This window comes from Streptomyces sp. NPDC047043, assembly GCF_040644055.1.
Lineage (GTDB): Bacteria > Actinomycetota > Actinomycetes > Streptomycetales > Streptomycetaceae > Streptomyces.
This window is the reverse complement of record NZ_JBEYVO010000001.1, coordinates 425,847-447,147: the sequence shown is the minus strand read 5'-3', so window position 1 is coordinate 447,147 and position 21,301 is coordinate 425,847. Positions and strand designations below refer to the sequence as shown.

The 21,301-nt window shown below is 70.5% G+C and carries 14 protein-coding genes; 10 read left to right on the top strand and 4 right to left on the bottom strand.

All coding sequences use genetic code 11. The features are described from left to right. The first annotated feature begins 22 nt into the window (after positions 1-22). From ABZ880_RS02130 to ABZ880_RS02095, 8 genes are all read left to right on the top strand, one after another. Positions 23-1,036, top strand: coding sequence for a 2Fe-2S iron-sulfur cluster binding domain-containing protein (locus ABZ880_RS02130; protein ID WP_361255316.1), 1,014 nt, complete (start codon positions 23-25; stop codon positions 1,034-1,036). 26 nt (positions 1,037-1,062) lie between these two features. After that, positions 1,063-2,193 (top strand): aromatic/alkene monooxygenase hydroxylase subunit beta, encoded by a 1,131-nt coding sequence (locus ABZ880_RS02125; protein WP_361255313.1) that lies wholly within the window; start codon positions 1,063-1,065, stop codon positions 2,191-2,193. After that, positions 2,190-2,546 (top strand): propane 2-monooxygenase effector subunit MimD, encoded by a 357-nt coding sequence (gene mimD, locus ABZ880_RS02120; RefSeq protein WP_361255310.1) that lies wholly within the window; start codon positions 2,190-2,192, stop codon positions 2,544-2,546. The genes ABZ880_RS02125 and mimD overlap by 4 nt, the downstream gene beginning before the upstream one ends. Before the next feature lie 166 nt (positions 2,547-2,712). Further along, complete coding sequence (locus tag ABZ880_RS02115) at positions 2,713-3,561, top strand: amidohydrolase family protein (protein WP_361255307.1); 849 nt, start codon at positions 2,713-2,715, stop codon at positions 3,559-3,561. Then, positions 3,558-4,274, top strand: a complete 717-nt coding sequence (locus tag ABZ880_RS02110) for an iron-sulfur cluster assembly protein (protein ID WP_361255305.1) — start codon at positions 3,558-3,560, stop codon at positions 4,272-4,274. The genes ABZ880_RS02115 and ABZ880_RS02110 overlap by 4 nt, the downstream gene beginning before the upstream one ends. Further along, positions 4,271-5,296, top strand: a complete 1,026-nt coding sequence (locus ABZ880_RS02105; RefSeq protein WP_361255302.1) for an NAD(P)-dependent alcohol dehydrogenase — start codon at positions 4,271-4,273, stop codon at positions 5,294-5,296. The genes ABZ880_RS02110 and ABZ880_RS02105 overlap by 4 nt, the downstream gene beginning before the upstream one ends. A gap of 152 nt (positions 5,297-5,448) precedes the next feature. Beyond that, the gene (groL, locus tag ABZ880_RS02100) at positions 5,449-7,101 is read left to right on the top strand and encodes a chaperonin GroEL (protein ID WP_361255299.1); all 1,653 of its coding nucleotides are present in this window, start codon (positions 5,449-5,451) and stop codon (positions 7,099-7,101) included. Positions 7,102-7,230: 129 nt separating this feature from the next. Further along, a complete protein-coding gene (locus ABZ880_RS02095) occupies positions 7,231-8,574 on the top strand; it encodes an Nramp family divalent metal transporter (RefSeq protein ID WP_361255296.1) in 1,344 nt (447 codons plus the stop codon). 854 nt (positions 8,575-9,428) lie between these two features. Here ABZ880_RS02095 and ABZ880_RS02090 read toward each other — a convergent pair. Next, on the bottom strand, positions 9,429-9,878 hold the full coding sequence (locus ABZ880_RS02090; RefSeq protein ID WP_361255293.1) for an SsgA family sporulation/cell division regulator: 450 nt from the start codon (positions 9,876-9,878) through the stop codon (positions 9,429-9,431). Between the two features lie 251 nt (positions 9,879-10,129). On the opposite strand from ABZ880_RS02090, the gene ABZ880_RS02085 reads away from it, so the two are divergent. Beyond that, the gene (locus tag ABZ880_RS02085) at positions 10,130-10,759 is read left to right on the top strand and encodes a muconolactone Delta-isomerase family protein (protein WP_361255291.1); all 630 of its coding nucleotides are present in this window, start codon (positions 10,130-10,132) and stop codon (positions 10,757-10,759) included. 24 nt (positions 10,760-10,783) lie between these two features. Here ABZ880_RS02085 and ABZ880_RS02080 read toward each other — a convergent pair whose 3' ends face one another. Both ABZ880_RS02080 and ABZ880_RS02075 read right to left on the bottom strand, forming a co-directional pair. Continuing rightward, positions 10,784-13,573 carry an AAA family ATPase gene (locus ABZ880_RS02080; protein WP_361255288.1) on the bottom strand — a complete coding sequence of 930 codons (2,790 nt, stop codon included), beginning with the start codon at positions 13,571-13,573 and terminating at the stop codon, positions 10,784-10,786. A 161-nt stretch (positions 13,574-13,734) separates the two neighbouring features. Next, positions 13,735-14,175, bottom strand: a complete 441-nt coding sequence (locus ABZ880_RS02075) for a hypothetical protein (RefSeq protein ID WP_361255285.1) — start codon at positions 14,173-14,175, stop codon at positions 13,735-13,737. Between the two features lie 649 nt (positions 14,176-14,824). Here ABZ880_RS02075 and ABZ880_RS02070 point away from each other — a divergent pair. After that, a complete protein-coding gene (locus ABZ880_RS02070; RefSeq protein ID WP_361255283.1) occupies positions 14,825-19,849 on the top strand; it encodes a tetratricopeptide repeat protein in 5,025 nt (1,674 codons plus the stop codon). 25 nt (positions 19,850-19,874) lie between these two features. Here ABZ880_RS02070 and ABZ880_RS02065 read toward each other — a convergent pair whose 3' ends face one another. Beyond that, positions 19,875-21,257, bottom strand: coding sequence for an L-serine ammonia-lyase (locus tag ABZ880_RS02065; RefSeq protein ID WP_361255280.1), 1,383 nt, complete (start codon positions 21,255-21,257; stop codon positions 19,875-19,877). Positions 21,258-21,301 lie beyond the last annotated feature (44 nt).

Genomic DNA, 21,301 nt, shown 5'->3' with positions numbered 1-21,301 from the left:
CGCCCCGGAAAGGGCTGGTCCTGTGGGCGACAAGCACCGCATCCGATTCGAACCGGTCGGCATCGAGATCGAGGCCGACGAGGACGAGACCGTCCTGGACGCCGCGTTCCGCCAGGGCGTCCAGCTCATGCACGGCTGCAAGGAGGGCCAGTGCTCGTCCTGCAAGTCCTTCCTGCTGGACGGCGACCAGCAGATGGAGCGTTACTCCACCTTCGCGCTGGCCGATTACGAGAGCGAGGAGGGCTACGTCCTGCTGTGCCGGGCGCACGCCTACGGCGACCTCACCGTCGAACTCATCAACTACGACGAGGAGATGCTGCTCAACGGCATCCCGCCACGTGAGGTGGCGACGACCGTCGCCGCCGTCGAGTCGATGACGCACGACATCGTCCGTCTCACGCTCGATCCCGGGGACGAACTTCCCTACCGCACCGGGCAGTACGTCGACATCCAGGTACCCGGTACTGAGCACTGGCGTTCCTTCTCCATGGCTCAACTGCCCGGCGAAACCCTGGAGTTCCTCATCAAGCGCTACCCCGGAGGCCTGTTCTCCGGCCTCCTCCACGGCACCCTGCGCCCCGGCGACCCGCTGACGGTCAAAGGCCCCTACGGCACCTGCGTCATGCGTGACGCCCCGGACCGCGACCTCATCCTTCTCGCGGGCGGCGCCGGCATGGCGCCGATCCTGGCCCAGCTGCGCGGCCTCGCCGCCACCGGCAGCGCCCGTCGCACCCGCTTCTACTACGGGGCGCGCACCGAGCGGGACCTGTTCGCCCTCGACGAGATCACCGAACTTGGCCGCGCTCTCGCGGACTTCGCCTTCGTGCCCGCCCTGTCCGAGGACGCGTCGGGCTCGTACGAACAAGGCCTGATCACCGAGGTCGTCGACCGGCACGAGGGCGACCTGTCGGCCGCCGACGCCTACCTGTGCGGCCCGCCGCCCATGTGCGACGCCGCGCTCGACCTGCTCACCGGCAAGGGCATGCCCGAGGAGCGGATCTTCCTGGACAAGTTCACCACTTCCACCGACACCTGACCCGACCGTCGCGAGGAGCCGTACGCATGACCACGCAAGCCGACAAGCCGGTCAAGGCCGAACGCAGCTTCCCCAAACCGCAGTTCACCGACGCGGAGGCGGGAGCGCTCGTCTTCCCGAGCTCCACCAGCCGCACCTTCTCCTACTACAAGCCGCAGAAACTGCGGGCCACGATGTACGAGGACGTCACCTTCGACGTCCAGCCCGACCCCGAACGCCACCTGACGCAGGGCTGGATCTACGGCTTCGCCGACGGCTCCTCCGGCTACCCCCAGGACTGGACGGCCCTGAAGTCGTCCGACTGGCACCGCTTCCTCGACCCCAACGAGGAGTGGGAGCAGACCATCTACCGCAACAACGCCAACGTCGTACGGCAGGTCCAGCAGAACCTGGCCAACGCCCGCAAGGCGGAGGCGTACGGGCAGTGGACCCGCTCCTGGACCCAGTTCGTCGAACGGCACGTCGGTGCGTGGATGCACGCCGAACAGGGCCTGGGCATGCACGTGTTCGTGGCGATCCAGCGCTCCGCACCCACCAACATGATCAACAACGCGCTGGCGGTGAACGGCGCACACAAGCTGCGCTTCGCGCAGGACCTGGCCCTGTACAACCTCGACATCGAGGAGCAGCTGGAGGGCTTCGACGGCTCCGCCCACCGCGAGGCGTGGCAGTCGGACCCGGCCTGGCAGGGCGTGCGCGAGAACGTCGAGCGGCTCACCGCCGTCCAGGACTGGTCCGAGGGCCTGTTCGCGACGAACCTCGTCTTCGAACCCCTCGTCGGCGAGCTGTTCCGCAGCCACCTCGTCCTGCAGATCGCCGCCCGCAACGGCGACTACACCACGCCCAGCGTGATGGGCGCCGGCGAGAACGACTACGACCGCGACCTGCGCTACACCCGCGCCCTGTGCACCCTGCTGCTCGGCGACGACAGCCACGGCCCCGGCAACAAGGCGATCGTCCAGCAGTGGCTGGAGCGCTGGGTCCCGGTCAGCCTCGACGCGGCGCGCCGGCTGCAGCCGCTGTGGTCGCAGCCCGCCGAGAAACCCGTCCGCTTCGAGGACAGCCTGGAGCGCGCCAAGGAGCGCTTCGCCCGCCTGATCGAGGACCTGGGCCTTCGGGCGCCCGCCGACCGCACCAGCGAGAGGACCGCGAAGTGACCAGCACCGCACCCCAGCCGTTCCACGCGGACCGCACCTCGTCGAACAAGTGCGGCGTGACCCTGATGAACAACCAGAACGGCCACGTCGTCGCCGATGTCATGCGCGGCAAGGAGCACGTCACCGTCACCGACTACCCGTCGATGATCCGCGTGGACGGCGAACGCGTCCTCACCTTCGACTTCGACGAGATCTCCAAGGCCCTCGGCTTCGACTTCGACCAGGCCGACTTCGAGGAGATCATGTCCACCCACTACGGCCGCATGGTCCACCTCGACGACCGCACGATGCTCTTCGCCAACCCCGAGGACGCCGCCGAGTACATCGACTTCGACCTGAGTCCGGTCGACTGACGCCCCGAGGAGCACGCATGTACCGCAAGGACGGCGTCGACTACTTCATCGTCGACGGACACATCCACTTCTGGGACGCGAGCGAGGCCAACACCGCCAACAAGTACGGCGAGGGCTTCATCCGCTGCTTTACGACTACCAGCGCAACCTCAGCCCCGAGGAGTGGGTGTGGCCGCTGGAGAAGTTCCGCAAGTACAGCGAACAGGACCTGATCCATGACCTGTTCGACACCGGGTACGTGGACGTGGGGATCTTCCAGCCCACGTACCTCACCGAGTTCTACCGCAAGGGCTTCAACACCACCGAACGCAACGGCGAGTTGGCCCGCAAGTACCCCGACCGGCTGATCGCCAACGGTTCCTTCGACCCGCGCGAGGGCGAGGCCGGACTGGAGCGGCTGCGGAAGCTGGCCGCCCAGTGGCAGCTGCGCGGCGTCAAGCTCTACACCGCCGAGTGGCGCGGCTCGTCCAAGGGCTGGAAGCTGTCCGACCCCGAGGCCCACGACTACCTGGCGCTCTGCCAGGAGCTCGGCATCCGCAACATCCACGTCCACAAGGGCCCCACCATCTGGCCGTTGAACCGGGACGCGTTCGACGTCGCCGACATCGACGACGCCTCCACCGCCTTCCCCGGCCTGAACTTCATCGTGGAGCACTCGGGTCTGCCCCGCCTGGAGGACTTCTGCTGGATCGCCACGCAGGAACCCAACGTGTACGCGGGCCTGTCGGTCGTCATGCCGTTCATCCACACCCGCCCGCGCTACTTCGCCCAGATCATCGGCGAGTTGCTGTACTGGCTCGACGAGAACCGGATCGTGTTCGGCAGCGACTACGCGATCTGGAGCCCGAAGTGGCTCATCGAGAAGTTCGTCGACTTCCAGATCCCCGAGGACCTGCAGAGCGAGTACGGCACGCTCACCACCGACGTCAAGCGCAAGATCCTCGGCCTCAACCACGCACGGCTGTACGACCTGAAGGTCCCCGAGAGCGCGGCATTGTCAGCGGTGCCGGCATGACCGCCGTCGCCGAGGCGGTCGACCGGGTCACCGCCGTCAACACGGCCCTGGCCGCGGTGCTCGACCCGGAACTCGACCGCCCCATCACCGACTTGGGCTTCGTACGGGCCGTCAGCGTCGGCGCGGACGGCTCCGTGGAGGCCAGACTCCGGCTGCCCACCTACTTCTGCGCCCCCAACTTCGCCTGGCTGATGGTGGAGGACGCCCGCCGCGCCCTGGCCGGACTGGCCTGGGCGGGGGAGTGCACGGTGGTCCTGGAGGACCACTTCGCCTCGGACGAGATCAACCAGGGCGTGGGCTGCGGAAGGTCGTTCGCCGAGGCGTTCCCCGGGCTCGCCGACGCCGACCGGATGGAGGAGCTGCGTGCCGTCTTCCTGCGCAAGGGCCACCTGGCCGCCCAGGCCGGACTCGGCAAGCGGCTCCTCGAACGCGGCTGGACCTTCCGGCAGTTGGCGGACGCGGTCCTCGGCGATCTGCCCGAACGCCTCACGGTGACGCTGCGCCGCCGGCGCACCCTGCTGGGCCTGCCCGCGAATGCTGCGGCGCCACTGTTCCTCGACGACGAGGGGCACGCCGTGCCGGCGGTCGGTCTGGAGCGGCATCTGCTGCGGGGGCGTACGGCCGGAGTCGGCATCGGCACCAACACCGAGCTGTGCGAAGGGCTGTTGGCCACCCGCTACGGGCCCCGATCCCGGAAGGAGGAGAGCGCATGAAAGCCGTACGACTGCATGGCTACGACCGCCGGCCGGAACTGGACGAGGTGCCCGAGCCGGTGCTGTCGGGGCCGCTCGACGTGATCGTGAAGATCGGCGGCGCCGGAGTGTGCCGCACCGACCTGCACATCATCGAGGGCCAGTGGCAGACCAAGAGCGGTGTCACCCTGCCGTACGTCCAGGGCCACGAGAACGCCGGCTGGATCGCGGAGATCGGCTCCGCCGTCACCGGCCTCTCGGCGGGCGACCCGGTGATCCTGCATCCGCTGGCCACCTGCGGGCTGTGCGGCGCCTGCCGGCGCGGTGACGACGTGCACTGCGCGGCGAGTGCCTTCCCCGGCATCGACTCCGACGGCGGCTTCGCCGAGTATCTGCGCACCAACGCCCGCGCGGTCGTCCCGCTCGACCCCGGGCTCGCCCCGGCCGACGTGGCCGCGCTGGCCGACGCGGGCCTGACGGCGTACCACGCGGCGAAGAAGGCGGCTCGCAGTCTTTCGCCGGGGGCCAAGGCCGTGGTGATCGGCGCGGGCGGGCTCGGACACATCGGCATCCAGGTGCTTCGGGCGCTGACCCCGGCCGAGCTGATCGTCGTCGACCGGTCGGCGGAGGCGCTGAAGCTGGCCGAGCAGCTCGGCGCACACCACACCGTCGTCGCCGACGGCGGCCAGGTCCAGCAGGTCGCGGACCTGACGGACGGTCAGGGCGCCGAGGCGGTCCTCGACTTCGTCGGCGAGGGCGGTGCGCTGGAGGACGGCGTACGGATGCTGCGCCGGGCCGGCGACTACTACGTCATCGGCTACGGCGGCACCCTGTCCGTGCCGACCATCGACATCATCTCCACCGAGATCAACTTCGTGGGCAACCTGGTCGGCTCCTACACCGACCTGGTGGAACTGATGGACCTCGCCGCACGCGGCCTGGTCACCCTGCACACGGTCACCTACCCCCTGGCCGACTTCGGCCGCGCCCTGGACGACCTGGACCAGGGCCGGGTGCGCGGGCGCGCAGTACTCGTCCCCTGAGCCGCACCTCCCCGTACAGGTGGCGGCGGCCGCTCCGTGGACCCGTACACGAGGGTCGGCGCACCACGGATGCCCGCACTCCCGGCCGCCGCCACCGCCCCTTTCTTCCGAACGCCCTTTGGACAGACCAGCCTTGAAGGGACGACACCGCCATGGCGAAGGAACTGCGCTTCAATGCCGAAGCGCGCGCACTGCTGGAGAGCGGGGTGAACGCACTGGCCGACGCGGTGCGCGTCACCCTGGGCCCGAAGGGCCGCAACGCGGTCCTGGAGAAGCTGACCGGACCGCCCACCATCACCAACGACGGCGTCACCATCGCCCGCGAGATCCAGCTCAAGGACCCCTTCGCCAACATGGGCGCGCAGTTGGTGAAGGAGGTGGCCACGCGTACGAACGGGGACGTCGGCGACGGCACCACCACGGCTACGGTGCTCGCGCAGGCGATCGTCCGCGAGGGGCTGAAGGCGGTCAACGACGGTGCGAATCCTGTGCTGTTGAAGAACGGCATCGAGGCCGCCGTCGCTGCCGCCGTCGACTCGCTGACCGCGCAGGCGCGGCCGGTACGCACCGACGACGAACTCGTGCGCGTGGCTGCCCTGTCCGCCAACAACGACCCGGCCATCGGCGAGGCCATCGCCCAGGCCGTGGCCCGCGTCGGCCGCACCGGCGTCGTCACCGTGGAGGAATCGTCGGCGTTCGGGCTGAGCGTCGAGTACGCGGAGGGTCTGGAGTTCGACAACGGCTGGCTCTCCCCGTACATGGTCACCGACCAGGGACGCATGGAGGCCGTGCTGGAGAACCCCTATCTGCTGTACTGCGACACGAAGATCAGCAAGGTGCAGGATCTGATGCCGATCCTGGAGCAGGTGACGCGCACCGGCTCACCCCTGGTCGTCGTCGCGGAGAACGTGGACGGGCCCGCGCTCGGCATGCTGGTCACCAACGCGGCGCACGGCACGTTCCGTTCGCTCGCGGTGCGCGCCCCCGGCTTCGGCTTCCGGCGGATCGCCGAGCTGGAGGACATGGCGGCGCTGACCGGCGGGCGGGTGATCACGGGTACGGCCGGCCGCACCCTGGAGGGCGTCACCCTGGACGACCTGGGGCGCGCGGAGAAGGTCATCGCCACGGAGCGTTCCACCACGGTGCTCGGCGGCGCGGGCGGCGACGAGCGGATCGCCGAACGGATCGAGAACCTCAAGATCGAGCTGGAGCGGGCCACCAACGAGCACGACCAGGACAAGCTGAGCGAGCGCATCGCGAAGCTGTCCGGCGGCGTCGCAGTGATCCGCGTCGGCGCGGCCAGCGGCGTCGAACTCAAGGAGAAGCAGATGCGGCTGGAGGACTCCCTCGCCGCGACTCGGGCGGCGGCGGAGGACGGGGTAGTGGCCGGTGGGGGTGCGGCGCTGCTGCACGCTCGTGTGGACGTCGCTGCGCTTGAACTCCCGGGTGGCGAGGTCGCACTGGGCCGTGTCATCGTCGCCAAGGCGCTCGCCGAACCGCTGCGGTGGATCGCCATCAACGCCGGGCTCGATCCGGACGAGGCGGAGGCGAAGGTCGCTGCGCTGCCCGTCGGGCATGGGCTGGACGCTTTGCGCGGTGACTACGACGACCTGCATCTGCGGGGGATCATCGACCCGGTCAAGGTCACGCGCAGCGCGCTGCTGAGTGCCGCGTCGATTGCTGCGCTGCTGTTGACGACCGAGACGCTGGTGGTCGAGGAGGTCGTCGGGAATCCCGGGGCCATTCATTCGCCGGAGATCGGTGATCTGGCGGAAGGCTTGCCTCGGCCTTCCAACATTCCGTAGCAGGTGGGTGCGTCGCGTCTGCCGTGTGTGGTTTGTGGTCGGCTGCGGGTTTGCTGTGGCTGGTCGCGCAGTTCCCCGCGCCCCTTATGGGGCGCCTCCCCTCCCGGTGATTAGGAGCGCAGCGGCGTCATGGCTACCGAATCCACCCCGGCTCGGTCCGGGGAGCTCGATCATCCGACCAGCGATAGGGCCCTCACTGGCCGCACTCCGGGTGAGCGGCGGCCCCGGTTGCGTTCGGGGCTGTCGTACAGCCTGCTCGGGCCGGCGTTCGTCGCTGCGATCGCTTATGTCGATCCAGGCAACTTCGCCACCAACGTGCAGGCCGGCGCGACCTTCGGGCCGCTGCTGTTGTGGGTGCTGCTCGCGGCGAACGTCGTGGCGATGCTGCTGCAGTACCTTTCCGCCAAGCTCGGCGTCGCCACCGGGATGAGTCTGCCGGAGCTGTGCCGTGAGCGGTATCGAAGGCCGGTGGTGTGGGGACTGTGGGCGCAGGCGGAGGCGGTCGTCGTGATGACCGACCTTGCGGAGGTGGTCGGTGGGGCCATCGCCCTGCAGTTGCTCTTCGGGCTTCCCTTGTGGGTGGGCGGCGTGGTGGTCGGGGCGGTGTCGCTGGTGCTGATGCCGATGCGGGGGCGTGGTCGGCGCCGGTTCGAGGTGCTCATGGCGGCGGGCCTGGCCTGTCTGCTGGGGCTGTTCCTCGGACAAGTGCTGGGAGCCGGCGCTCCGTTGGCCACCGCCGCCGACGGACTGACGCCGCGGTTGTCGGGGGCCGAGAGCGTGGTGCTGGCCGGGGGGATCGTCGGCGCCACCGTCATGCCACACGTGATCTACCTGCACTCGGCGCTGACCAGCGACCGCTACAGCCTCTCCCTCGCCCCCGGAGCCGGCGGTCCGTCCGACGACCCCGATCGACCGCTGCGCAGACGCCTGCTGCGCCACGTACGCACCGACGTACTGGTCGCGATGGGGCTCGCGGGTGCCGTGAATGTCGCACTGCTGGTGTCGGCGGCGACCCTGTTCCACCCCGGCGCACCCGAGGCCGCCGACTCACTCGGCGCGGCGCACGACGCCTACGGGCGGTTCGTCGGCCCGGTCGCGGCCCTCGCCTTTGCGCTCGCCCTGCTCGTCTCGGGCCTCGCGGGAACCAGCGTCGGCATGTACGCGGGCGAGGTGGTGATGGGCGGTTTCCTCGGCCGCCGGATCCCCGTCCTGCTGCGCAGACTACTCACGATGACACCCGCGATCGTGGTGCTCGCCGCCGGCGCCGGTCCAACGGAGAGCCTGGTGTTCAGCCAGATCATCCTCTCCTTCGGCATCCCGTTCGCGCTGGTCCCGCTGGTCCTGCTCACCCGCGACGCCGACGTGATGGGCCGCTGGGTCAACCGACGGGCGACGACATGCGGGGCGTGGGTCATCAGTGCGACCGTGGTGGCGTTGAACGTGGCCCTGCTGGTGAGCCTGTCCGCCGGTTGAGCGTTCGCCCGTCGGTTGACCCGCCCGGATGGCGGCGAGGCTGCGGTGTGGCGGCGTTGACGCCGGCGGGGCCGATGCGGGTCGAACGGTTGGCGCCCGCGCAGTGGTAGAGGCTGGAGCGGGAGTTGAAGCGGGGCCCGCTGGCACACGGCTTCGACGACGAGGACCAGGGGACGCTCGAGCGCGTGAAGTTGCTGATCGGGCGGCTGCTCCAGGTCGGCTACACGGTCCAGGGACTGCGGCGGCGGCACGGCTGGAGCTGCCGGGTCCGGTCCGTCAGGCGCTGGAGCGGGACGAGGCGGCGATCGAGGCGTGGAAGGCCGAGGTGTCGCCGTCGGTAAAAGTACCGCGCACCGCCTGGGCGCCCGCATCTGCTACGCGGACGAGAGCGGGCAGTCGCTGATCCCGCCGAAGAGGCGCACGTGGGCGCCGCGTGGGGCTGGCCCGTCCGGTGGTGCGGGTGGCCGGTCACCGCGGCGGGCGGGGTGTCCGATGCCGAGGTCCATCCGCTCGAGGCGGTCACTTCGTCATGGACACCTGCGCCGACGAGGCCGCGCAGCGGATCCGGGCTTTCCTGAAGTCGTCGGCGAAGGGCAGCTGAGCCCATCGCAGATCTTGCGGGCGCAGCTCAGGTACAGGGCGGCCAGGCCGGCATCCGACATCCTGGCCACCAGATCCTCCGGACGCTCGCCGGTCAGGGTTGCTGCGCGCAGCAGTGTCAGCGCGAGTTGGTCGATCGCGGCGTCCTCGATGGAGGAACCGACACGGGGTTCCGATGCATCCGGGCCGGTAGGGTCCGAGTTCGGTAGGGCTGTGGCCATCGGACAACTCCCCTCGCGGGCAACGGCGTTGGACTAGCGATGCGGTTCGTCGGGCCTGTCGAGCAGGTGGTCGGCGAGATCGTCGAGACGCATGTGCTCGCTCTCGGTCCCGGCCGGCACCTCGTCGAGGGTCTGGCGCAGGAACGCGTCGAGGGCGTGTGCCGACGCGGCGAGGACGACCGGCTCCCCCTCGCCGCAGGGACGCAGTCCGACGCAGACCTCGTTGACGGTGGAGTGCATCGAGGGCCACACCTGGACGTCTCCCGCACCCGCGAGCCGGTGCTGCCCGTCAAGGAGGAGATCCCGGGCGAACACCCACTGGACGACCAGCTCGGCACCCACGTGGAAGGCCATGGACACGGCGTACGGGTCCGAGGGGTCGTAGGTCAGGTCGACTGGTACGGGATGGGCGGACTCATCGGCCAGAACGAAGCGGACAAGTATCCGGCACACCACCGGAGCCGAGTTGTCGGGGCGTTTCATCACACCACCACCCGTAGCGCGCGTGGGCCCGGCAGCGTCGATCGGTTGTGCCGACGCGTCAGGTCTTCCGAAAACAGCCTGCGCTCGGCGTGTCGGCGTCGTACCCGTGGGAGTCCCTGGCCTGCTCCCTGGCGAGCCGGCGGGTCGTGCCAGGGCATGTCACCGGGCGCCGGGTGCCAGGGATTCTCACGGGCGCGATGGGCCCGTCGGCGGCGCGATCCTGGACGAGCCGACGGCAGAGGAGGCCGGACATGGAATACCTCGTCACGATGACAACCAGGGTGCCGCACGGAACGCCGACGCAGGACGTGGTGGACATCCGGGCGCGTGAGGCCGCGCATACGCGTGACCTGGCCGCCCAGGGGCGCGTGTTGCGCTTGTGGCGTCCCCCGCTGGGGCCGGGCGAGTGGCGCACGATCGGGCTGTTCTCCGCGGACGACCCCGACGACCTGGAAGGGACGCTCGCCTCGATGCCCTTGCGTGTCTGGCGGACGGACGAGGTCACGGCCCTGGGCCCGCACGCCAACGACCCCGGCCGCGACACGGTGCCGCTCGCGGCCGGCGGCGAGGAGTATCTGGTCACCTTCACCGTCGACATACCGGACACGGCGAGCCCGGACACCGTCGAGGAGATGATCGCCCGCGAGGCCGCCCGCGCTGGCGAGCTGGCTGACGAGGGCCCTCTGATCCGCCTGTGGGCACTGCCGGGCCGGGGCCGCAACCTCGGCCTCTGGCAGGCGGCCGGCGCCGGACAACTGGGGGAGATCCTGCGATCCCTCCCGCTGGCCGCCTGGCTCACCGTGGAGACGGTGCCGCTGACGCCACACCCGAGCGATCCGGCGAGCGGGCGGCGAGCCACGGCCACGAAGCCTTCGGCCTGAACCGGTGCGACGGCGGTCAGCGGCTCATCCCGTGAGCTCCTTGCCCGGCGTGGACTCGTACTCGCCGCGGGGCATCACCTCCCGCAGCTGCCGGCGGGAGGTGATCGACAGCTTGGTGAAGATCTTCCGCAGGTGCCACTCGACCGTGCGCGGGCTCAGGAAGAGCCGGGCCCCGACCTCCGGGTTGGAGAGCCCGTCCCGCACGAGCAGCGCGATCTGCCTTTCCTGGGGCGTCAGTTCGGCACTCGACGACGCCTCGACGGTGCGCTTGCGGACGGTCTCACCCGTGGCGAGAAGCTCACGGCGGGCCCGTTCGGCGAACGCCTCCATGCCGATCGACGTGAACATCTCGTACGCCGTACGCAGGTGCTGCCGAGCTTCGCCGCGTCGGCGCTCCCGGCGCAGCCACTCGCCGTACAGCAGGTGAGCGCGCCCGAGTTCGGGACGCAGCTGTGTCCGGCCCAGCCGCTCGACCGCCTCGCGGAACAGCTCATCCGCATGGGCCGCGTCACTCAGCAGCGCCCGGGTGCGGGCCGACGTCCCCAACGCCCAGTCCGTGGTGCACGCCTCCATGGCGTCCACCATCCGTTCCAGTGCTCCGCGCGCGAGGTCCTCGTCGCTGATCCGGACCGCCGCCTCGACGAGTTCGGCCAGAGCGTAGGTGGAGATCCAGGGTTCGTGGATCTCCGAGGCCGCCCGACCGGCCAGGGCCGCCTGCTCGTACTTGGCCAGGCCGTTGTAGAGCACCGCTGCCGACCACTGCGCGACACCGAGACCGAGACTCTGGCCACCCGCGCGTGTCTGCTCGATCACGGCGCCGATGAGCGCAGAGGCCTCCTCCTCCCGGCCCCGAAGTGATTCCAGGCGAAGTGCGCCGGTCGGCGCCATGGGACTGCCCGTCGCCGCGGCGAACAACTCGGCCTCGGCGACCAGCGCGGCCGCCCCGGCGAAGTCGCCGGCCCACGCCGTGCTCCCGGCCAGCGAGGTGAGGTACACGGTCAGGTCCGCCAGGGCACCTGTGTCGCGAGTCAACCGAACACCCCTGGCGAACATCGACCGGATGATGCCCTCGTCCCAGAGGGAGGTCCCAAGGCCCACGACGATCCAACCCCACCGCAGAAAGTCCTGCGATGCCATGCGCGCAAGGGCCGGGACAGCCTCTTGCAGGACCGAGACGGCCGCCGCCCGGTCACCGGCAACCAGTAGCCCGTATCCGCTGAGCAACTGGTCGATCAATCGCGGTTCGCCCTGTGGCCGGGGAAGCGAGGCGATGGCCCGGGAAATCCTGAGTTGGCTGTCCGCGTCCGCGGCGAAGACCGCCGCACCCCATGCCGTGAGGTATGTCTCCCGGGCAAGGTCCATGTCGAACGCCTCCAGCCGCTGCGCCGCGTCGAGCAGCAGAGGGGGCGCGTCGCCGGCCATGCCCGACGCGAACGCCAGCTGGCCGCGGACGAGCTGGGTGCGAGTACGCCCCCATTCGTCCCGGGCGTCACGCTCGGCGGTGTCCAGGCAGCGGTGCGCGGCCTGGAAGTCGCCCGCCTGCAGGCCGGCGCCCGCAGCCGCGAGTGCGCGGTCCGCGCGCCGCGCCGGGTCTTCGCTCATGGCGACCGAACGCTGGAGGAACGCCGCCGCCGCGGCGAGGCCGCCCCGGGCCTGGGCCCGTCCGGCGGACTGCTCGAGTTCGGCGGCGACCGCCTCGTCGGGTCCGGCCGCGGCGGACGCGAGGTGCCAGGCCCGGCGGTCCGGGTCGACCTGCGGGTCGGTGACCTCCGCCAGCGCCAGATGCACCGCCCGGCGATCCTTGGCTTCCGCCGCCCGGTACACGGCCGAGCGCACCAGCGGATGCCGGAAGGTCACCCGCTCGTCGATCGTCAGCAGTCCGTCCGTGCCGCCCGCCAGGGCCGTCGCGAGCGTGACGCCGAGCCGTTCGGCGGCGCGGTGCATCAAGTCCGGATCGCCGACCGGCTCGGCGGCGGCGATCAGCAGCAGCAGCCGGGTCTGCTCGGGCAGCTCCTGGATCCGGCTCAGGAAGCTCTGCTCCACGTGCCCGGGCAGCGTGTCGGCATTGAGCAGGCCGAGCCCGCCGGCCATCCGGGTCATGCTCAGTCCGCGGGGCAGCTCGAGCAGGGCGAGGGGGTTGCCCTTGGTCTCCGCGACGATCCGATCACGGATGGGCTGGTCGAGACGGGCGTGCGTGGCCGAGTTCAGCAGGGCGTGTGCATCGGCGTCGGTGAGCCCGGTGACCTCCAGTTCCGGCAGTCCGCCCAGTTCCGCTTCCGGCCGGCGGGTGCCGAAGAGGAAGCCGATCGGCTCCGCCAGCAGCCGGCGGGCCACGAAGCCCAGTACCTGCGCCGAGGCCCGGTCCAGCCACTGTGCGTCGTCGACCACGCACAGCAGCGGACGCTCCTCCGAGGCGCCCGACAGCAGACTCAGCACCGCCAGCCCGACCAGGAAACGATCGGGCGGGGCTCCCTCGCGCATCCCGAACACCGTCTCGAGCGCGGCGCGCTGCGGCACCGGAAGACTTCTCAGCCCCACCAGCAAGGGGGAACAGAGCTGGTGCAGCGTGGCGAACGCCAGCTCCATCTCGGACTCGACCCCGCTCGCGCGCAGCACCCGCCCGCCCGTCACCGCGTCCTCGGCGTACTCCAGGAGCGCCGACTTCCCGACCCCGGGAGGGCCCCGAACCACGAGCACGCGGCTCTCACCGGCTCGCACCCCGATGATCATCTCGTCGAGACGAGTGCACTCCGCGCCCCGCCCGAGCAGTCCGACGGTGTGCCCGTGCCCTGAACTCTGACGCCGCTGGTTCATCACGTCGCACGCTACAGCGGCGTTTTCCCGGCCCACGTTTTCACCGAGCAAAGCTTTGTCCACTTTGCCGGGATGTCAGCAGCCGATGCCGCAGCGCCTCATGACAGGCAGGAAATGCCCCGGGGATGAACTGCCGCCGCTTTCGCCATTGCGGGGGCGGATCAGCCGCACACTCTCCGGTACGCCGTGTCCGGTCCGTATGTCTGCCATTGGTCTCCGGCTCGGGGCAGCGTCGTCGTAGCGGCGGAGCGGGGCATGGGCGCTGCTCGCGTACGGCGTGCGCTTCGGCGTCGCTGCCAGGTTTTGGGCAGGGGGTGAGGGTGCATCGGCAGCCCGCCGGGCTCGGACAGCACCCCCTCGATCAGCTGGGCGGCCGACCCGCGCTCGACCAGGTACCCGGGCGCGGATGTCGGCCGGTCCACCGCCTCGCGCAGTTCGTCCGCCAGGCCAAGGAGGCCGTAGGTGACGGCGGGCCGGGGCCCGGGCGGCGGGATCCGCAGCACCGCCGGGGCGTGCGCCGCCGGCGATGCGCTCGCGCAGACGGGAACCATGCCCGTGCGCAGCAGCGAGGACTTGCCCCGGCCGGTCGCCCCGATCAGCACCGTAGCCGGCGGTCGTACTCCAGCCGCTCCGACTGCGCCACCGCTTGATCGCGGCCGAAGAACAGGTGCCGGTCATCGGGTTCGAAGCGGGCCAGATCACGGAAGGGCAGGGTAACCGCCGCAGGCCCGCATAGCCGGACCACGTCGAGCGACGGCAACTGCTCCCCGCTCGCGGCCCGCGGCAGCGTCGTCGCGGAGACCCGGAGTCCGCCGCCATGGTCCAGTACGACGGACTACCCGCGGCCCGGTGCAATTCGCCCAGCTCGTGGGCGAACCGCTGGAGCGGCTCGTCCTACGGGTCCAGCGCTCTTTCGGGACGGGACCCACGCAACCACCTGCTCGTGGGCGAACCGCTGGAGCGGCTCGTCCTACGGGTCCAGCGCTCTTTCGGGACGGGACCCACGCAACCACCTCCTCCGGCGAGGAACGACGACGCCGACGCCGGCCGCGTCGATCCGGACCGTGTGAGCGGTGCAGACAATGTGAATCCGGTGCGAACGTCCAGTCCTGTCCCTTGATGCGCTGGGAGCATGTCCGTCCTGGCGGCGGGATCGGCTCGCGGCCGTGAGATGAGGGGGCCGTATGTCGGAAGCCGGCATCCGATGAACCCGAGCCGTCCGAGTAACCGCGAGGCGCGGCAGGGGCCCTCATGAGTGAGCGGCAAGTGGTGCGGGCGGCCAACGGCTTTGCCTACGGATGCATCGGCGCGGACATCCACGTCTTCGGTGACGGAACACCGGTGTACTTGCTGTTCGCCCGCCATGCCATGCCCGTCCTGGACTCGGAGTGGATGCGTGCGCAGCCCAGCCGGATGCTGGATGCGCGCGCCGAGATCGTCGACTTCACCGGCCGCGGGGCCGAACACACCGAACTGCTCGTATGGCGCGACGCCGAACCGCGCTTGGCGGTGCGGTACTTGTACGGCGAGGGCGGCCAGGGCAAGACACGACTGGCCGCGCGACTCGCTCGTGACTCGGAGCGTGCGGGTTGGCTGGTGGTGGACGCGGCGCACGGCACCGACACCCATCCGCCCGCAGAAGGCAGCCAGAACCTCGACCTGCGCGGGAAGACGGGCCTGCTGCTGCTGGTCGACTACGCCGACCGGTGGCCGCTGACGGACCTCAGCTGGCTGTTCCACAACACGCTGCTGCGCCGGGAGGCACCCGTGCGGGTCCTGCTCGTCGGCCGCTCCGTGGGCGGCTGGCCGGCGCTGCGCGACAGGCTCGACCGGCTCCGGGAGAACATCGACACCTCCGACCAGCTCCTCGCACCACTGCCCGGCGACGGCCCCGCACGCGCCGACATGTTCGCCGTTGCGCGCGACAGCTTCACCCGCCACTACGCGCAGGCACCGTCCGTCCCGCCCGAGCCGCCCCAGCCGCTGGACGCCCCCGAGTTCGGGCTGACGCTGGCGGTTCACATGGCTGCCCTGGTCGCGGTCGACGCGGCGGTTTCCGGACGCAGCCTGCCCACCGACATGGTCGGCCTCACCACGTATCTGCTGGACCGCGAGCAGGAGAACTGGCGTCAGCTGTACGAGAACGCCGACCGCGGCCTGGATCACCGGACGTCCGACCGGGCCATGGCGAGGGCGGTGTTCGCCGCCGTCCTTGCCGGTCCCGCCGTCACGGCCACGGCCACCGACATCATCGGCACGATCATGCCGCAGGCATCCGCCCCCAGGCTCCTGACCGACCACGCGACCTGCTACCCGAGCGCCGATCCGGGGACCGGGCTGCAGCCGATGCTGCCCGACCGGCTCGCCGAGGACTTTCTCGCGCTGATGGTGCCCGGTCACGCCGTCAGCGCCTACAGCCCCGACCCCTGGACCGTGGACGTCGCCGAAACACTGCTGTCGAGGCCGAGCACCGCCGCGTGCGCACCCCGCGCGCTCACCTTCCTGGCCTCGGCCACCGACCGGTGGCCGCACGTCGGCAGCACCGTGCTCTACCCCCTGCTGACCGGTCGGCCGCAGGCCGCCCTCGAGGCCGGGAGCCCGACCCTGAGCGCCATCGCCGGCATCGGCCTCGCCGCGGACCGGCTCGCCCCCGAACTGCTGGCGGTCCTGGAGGTCATCGAGCCGCTGCTGCCCGAGGGTTCACACGTCAATCTGGACGTGGGGACCCTGGACGTCCTCGAACGGCTCACCGCCCACCGCCTCACCAGTACCTGCGACCCGGCCCAGCGTGCCTGGCTGTACGGCACCCTGGGCAGACGCCGCAGCAACGCGGGCCGCTGGGCGCAGGCGCTGGAGGCCGACCAACACGCCGCTCGCATCAACCAGCAACTGGCCGACGACGACCCCCGATACCGGCCCCACCTGGCGATGGCCCTCAACAACCTCGCCTCCGCGCTGTCTCACAACGGCCGCTCGCGCGAAGCTCTCACCCAGGCACGGCGGTCGGTCGCCCTGCACCGACAACTGGCGCGGGACGACCGGCGCGAACGTTCCTCGCTGGCCCTGTCGCTGCGGAACCTGGGCAGCCGACTCGCCGAGGAAGGAATGACCGACCAGGCCGTCACGGCCATCCGAGAGGGCGTGACCATCCGGCGTGAACTCGTCACCGCCGACCCCGCCCAGCACCTCCCCGACCTCGTCGCCGACCTCAACAACCTCAGCAACCTCCTTGGGGAGCAAGGTTCTTGGGAGGAGACCGAGGCGATGGTGCGCGAGGCCGTCGAAGCCGGCCGACACCTGGTCGAGGTCAGCGAGGCCGAATACCTTCCGCTGCTCGCAGGAACGCTGACGGGCCTGGGCCGAGCTCTGCTGGGACTGGGACATGACGCCCAAGCGCTGGCGGTGACGCAGGAAGCCGCCGAGCTCTACCGTCGGCTGGCTTCGGCGAACCCGGCCACCTACCGCCCCGACCTGGTTCGTGTCCTGCTCAACCTCAGCACGATGACGGCCGAACTGGACCGCGGCGAAGAGGCTCTCGAACAGGCCGAAGAGGCACTGGGCATCGCCCGGCAGGCGGCCGAGGACGAGCCGGAACTCCACCGCGGCAGCCTGGTCGCGGCACTGGACGCACTCGGAGACCGGCTGGACCGCCTCGGACGCGGAGACGACGCCCTGACGGCGTTGGCCGACGCGGTCGCCGTATTCGAACGAGGACCAGGACCCTCAGTCTTCGACCACGACCACATGCGCCGGATGCACCGCCTGGCCGGGATGTACGCCGATGCCGGGGACCACCTGAACGAAGCCCGCCTGCTGCTGAATCTCAGTACGGGCATGACCCGGCCGCATGCCATCGACGCCGCGCGACGGGCCGCCGAGATCTACCGCCGGGAAGGCCGCGCCGAGGACGAAGCCGCGGCGCTGATCAACCTCAGCATGCTGCTGAGCTCCGACGACCTCGCGGAAGCCACCGAGCACACCCATCGCGCCATCGCCCTCTTCCGCGAGACGGGCAACCGCAATCTCGAGGCCGCGGGACTGGTCAACCTCAGCAGCCTGCTGCAACTCGCCGAGCGCTACCCCGAGGCACTCGCAGCCGCCGAGCAGGCCAACGCCATGCTCGGCGACCTCGGCGACGGCGCCGAGGGCAACCCGTTGTTCCAGATGGGAACGGCTCTCCTGGAAGCCGGCCAGGTCGAGGAGGCCATCACCTCGCTCCAGCGGGCCGCCACCGCCTACCGCGACAAGGGCAGGGGCGAATACGAGGAGAGCGGGCATCCCTGGGGACAGGCCGACACGCTACGGCGGCTCGCCGACGCACTCGTGAGTGCGCAACGGTTCACCGAAGCCGCAGAAGCACTGGGGCAGGCCGCTGAGGGCTTCGACGCGATCGGCAACACGAGCCGGGCGAACGAAGCACTGCTGACTCAATGTGCCACCCTGATCGCGGCGGCCCGCCACGAGGAAGCCGCCGTCCTGGCCGAACAGCTCGTCAACCGCTACCGCGCGGCCGCCGATCGAGCAGGTGAGGCCAAGGCGCTCGGGTACCTGGCATCGGCGCGCATCGATGCGGGGCTGTCCGATGAGGCTCTTAGGCCGTGCGAAGAGGCGGTCGCGATCTTCGGTGAACTGGACGACCCCCGGCACATGCGGCACGAGGCCGCCGCGCTGTTCAACCTCGGCAAGATCCTGGACGACCTGGGCCTCCACGAACGGTCCGGGACCGCCTATGAACAGGCCGCCCTGAAGTGGCGCGAGATCGGTTCTCCGGGCGAAGAACACTCGGCCCTCTATCGCCTGGGCACGTCGTTGTTCCAGCAGTACCGGCACCACGAGTCGGCCGACGCCTACCAGCGGGCCGTGGAGATCTGCCGCAGGTCGGGCGACCGGCATGCCGAGGCCAAGTCGCTGTTCGGCGTGGCGGCCGCGCTCGTCGAGCTGGGCCGCCTCGGCGAGGCATCAGCCGCGGCCGGTCATGCCGCCGCACAGTTCCAGGCTCTGGGCGACCAGCACGGCCACGACGCCGCGATGGACCGCCTCGCCGCCGCCCTGCACGGCCTCGGACGATCCCAGGGGGCCGTCGAGCCCGCGGCCGCGGAGGCTGCCGCGGCCTTCCGCCGACATGGGGACCGCCACGGTGAAGCGCTGACCATGGACTTGGCCTGTGCCGCCTTGCTCGAGGCACAGCGCTGGGATCAAGCCGTCTCCTTCGCCGAACGGGCGCTGACGGTCTTCGCCGAGTGCGCGGACGCGGAAGGGGAGGGCGAGGCACTGATCCACCTGGGCCTTGGATTCGCGATGAAGCGAGAGCACGCCAAGGCAATCGACGCCTACGAACGCGCGGTCGGCCACTTCCGCGAGACCGGGCGTGCGGACGACGAAGCCCGCGCCCTGCACGGCCTGGGGGAAGCGCTGTCGCGCGCAGAACGCCACGACGAAGCCGTGGCTGCCAACCGGCGCTGTGCCGGCATCCTCAACGCCCATGGCAAGCACGCAACAGAGGGTTTGACCCTGCTCAACCTCTGCGACGCACTGGAACGCCTCGACCGGTTCACCGAGATCGTCCCGGAAGCACACCGCGCCGTCACCGCCTACACCAAGGCCGGCGACCGCGCGGGAAAGGGCAAAGCCCTCATCCGACTTGGCAGAGCGCTGGCAGTGACCGGCGCCACCGACGAGTACGTGGCTGTTCTCGACCAGGCCGCCAGGATCTTTGAGGAGACGGGCGCCCCCGCCGACGAAGCCCGCGCCCGCTTCGAACTCGGCGCCGCGCTCCTCAACGACAACGTGATCGACGCACCGATCATCCCCTTGGAGCGAGCCGCCGTCTGCTACGCCAGAGCCGGCATGCTCCTTCACACGGGCATCGTCTCGCTCAACCTCGGCACCGCCTACAAGGACGCACACCGGCTGGAGGAGTCCCTCGCCGCATACCGGCAGGCCGCCGAGGTCTTCGCCGAGCAGCGGGACCCGGAGCACGAGCATCAGGCACTGGGCAGACTCGGCGCGGCGCTCCTGGAAGCCGGCCGGTACTCGGAGGCGATACCGCCCGTGCGACGGACCATCGCCATCTGTCAGAGGCTCGGCGCACGCACCGACGAAGGCATGGCCCAGCTGATGCTCGGTGCCATGCTCACCGACCTGGGCCAACTCGAAGACGGTGCGACCGCCAGCCGCCGGGCCGCCGAACTCTTCCTGGACGTCGGCCGGAGAGAACTGGCCGAACTCGCCCTCGGCAATCTCCGACGAGCCCTCGACCGCCGCGACTTCCACTGATGCCGCTCCTGAGGAGCGACTCCCCTCAGCACTCGATGACGTTGACCGCCAGACCGCCCCGGGCCGTCTCCTTGTACTTGATCTTCATGTCGGCGCCGGTCTCCTTCATGGTCTTGATGACCTTGTCGAGGGAGACGTGGTGGCGGCCGTCGCCGCGCAGCGCCATGCGGGCCGCGGTCGCGGCCTTCACCGAAGCCATGCCGTTGCGTTCGATGCAGGGGATCTGGACCAGGCCGCCGACCGGGTCGCAGGTCAGGCCGAGGTTGTGTTCCATGCCGATCTCGGCGGCGTTCTCGACCTGTTCGGGGCTGCCGCCGAGCACCTCGGCGAGGCCGCCCGCGGCCATCGAGCAGGCGGAGCCGACCTCGCCCTGGCAGCCGACCTCGGCGCCGGAGATGGAGGCGTTCTCCTTGAAGAGCATGCCGATCGCGCCCGCCGCCAGGAGGAAGCGGACCACTCCGTCCTCGTCGGCGCCGGGTACGAAGTTGAGGTAGTAGTGCAGGACGGCCGGGATGATCCCGGCTGCGCCGTTCGTCGGGGCGGTCACGACCCGCCCGCCGGCCGCGTTCTCCTCGTTGACCGCCATCGCATACAGCGTGACCCATTCCATCGCGTGCGCCAACGGATCGCCCCCGGCGCGCAGTTGACGGGCCACGGCCGACGCCCGGCGGCGGACCTTCAGACCGCCCGGCAGGATGCCCTCGCGGGACAGACCGCGGGCCACGCATGCCTCCATGACCCGCCAGATCTCCAGCAGCCCCGAGCGGATCTCCTCCTCCGTGCGCCACGCCTTCTCGTTCTCCAGCATCAGCGCCGAGATCGACAGGCCGGTCTCCCGGGCGAGTTGAAGCAGCTCGTCGCCGGTGCGGAAGGGGTACTTGAGCACCGTGTCGTCGAGCTTGATGCGGTCCTCGCCGACCGCGTCCTCGTCGACGACGAAGCCGCCGCCCACCGAGTAGTACGTCTTCTCCAGCAGCGGGACTCCCTCGGCGTCGTACGCGAAGAGGGTCATGCCGTTGGCGTGGTACGGCAGCGCGCGGCGGCGGTGCAGTATCAGCTGCGTCGAGGCGTCGAAGCCGATCTCGTGGGCGGGCCCCATCTCCGCGCCGAGCAGCCGGATCCGCCCGGTCGAGGTGATGCGCTGGACCTCGTCGTCGGCGGTTTCGACGTCTACGGTGTGCGGTTCGTGGCCTTCGAGGCCGAGCAGGACGGCCTTCGGGGTGCCGTGGCCGTGGCCGGTGGCGCCGAGGGAGCCGAAGAGTTCGGCCCGCACCGAGGCCGTCTGCGCGAGCAGGCCGTCCTTCTTCAAGCGGCCGACGAACATACGGGCGGCCCGCATCGGACCGACCGTGTGGGAGCTGGACGGTCCGATGCCGATGGAAAAGAGGTCGAAGACGCTGATGGCCACGGCGGGCTTCCTTGTCTGCGCGTAGCGGTGCGGAGGGCGGGGCC

What these genes read in the sequence shown, in the direction of transcription:
- ABZ880_RS02090 (WP_361255293.1), bottom strand. Translation starts at nt 9,878, where the DNA reads ATGAAACGCCCCGACAACTCGGCTCCGGTGGTGTGCCGGATACTTGTC.
- ABZ880_RS02125 (WP_361255313.1), top strand. Translation starts at nt 1,063, where the DNA reads ATGACCACGCAAGCCGACAAGCCGGTCAAGGCCGAACGCAGCTTCCCC.
- ABZ880_RS02110 (WP_361255305.1), top strand. Translation starts at nt 3,558, where the DNA reads ATGACCGCCGTCGCCGAGGCGGTCGACCGGGTCACCGCCGTCAACACG.
- ABZ880_RS02105 (WP_361255302.1), top strand. Translation starts at nt 4,271, where the DNA reads ATGAAAGCCGTACGACTGCATGGCTACGACCGCCGGCCGGAACTGGAC.
- groL (WP_361255299.1), top strand. Translation starts at nt 5,449, where the DNA reads ATGGCGAAGGAACTGCGCTTCAATGCCGAAGCGCGCGCACTGCTGGAG.
- ABZ880_RS02095 (WP_361255296.1), top strand. Translation starts at nt 7,231, where the DNA reads ATGGCTACCGAATCCACCCCGGCTCGGTCCGGGGAGCTCGATCATCCG.
- ABZ880_RS02085 (WP_361255291.1), top strand. Translation starts at nt 10,130, where the DNA reads ATGGAATACCTCGTCACGATGACAACCAGGGTGCCGCACGGAACGCCG.
- ABZ880_RS02070 (WP_361255283.1), top strand. Translation starts at nt 14,825, where the DNA reads ATGAGTGAGCGGCAAGTGGTGCGGGCGGCCAACGGCTTTGCCTACGGA.
- ABZ880_RS02080 (WP_361255288.1), bottom strand. Translation starts at nt 13,573, where the DNA reads ATGAACCAGCGGCGTCAGAGTTCAGGGCACGGGCACACCGTCGGACTG.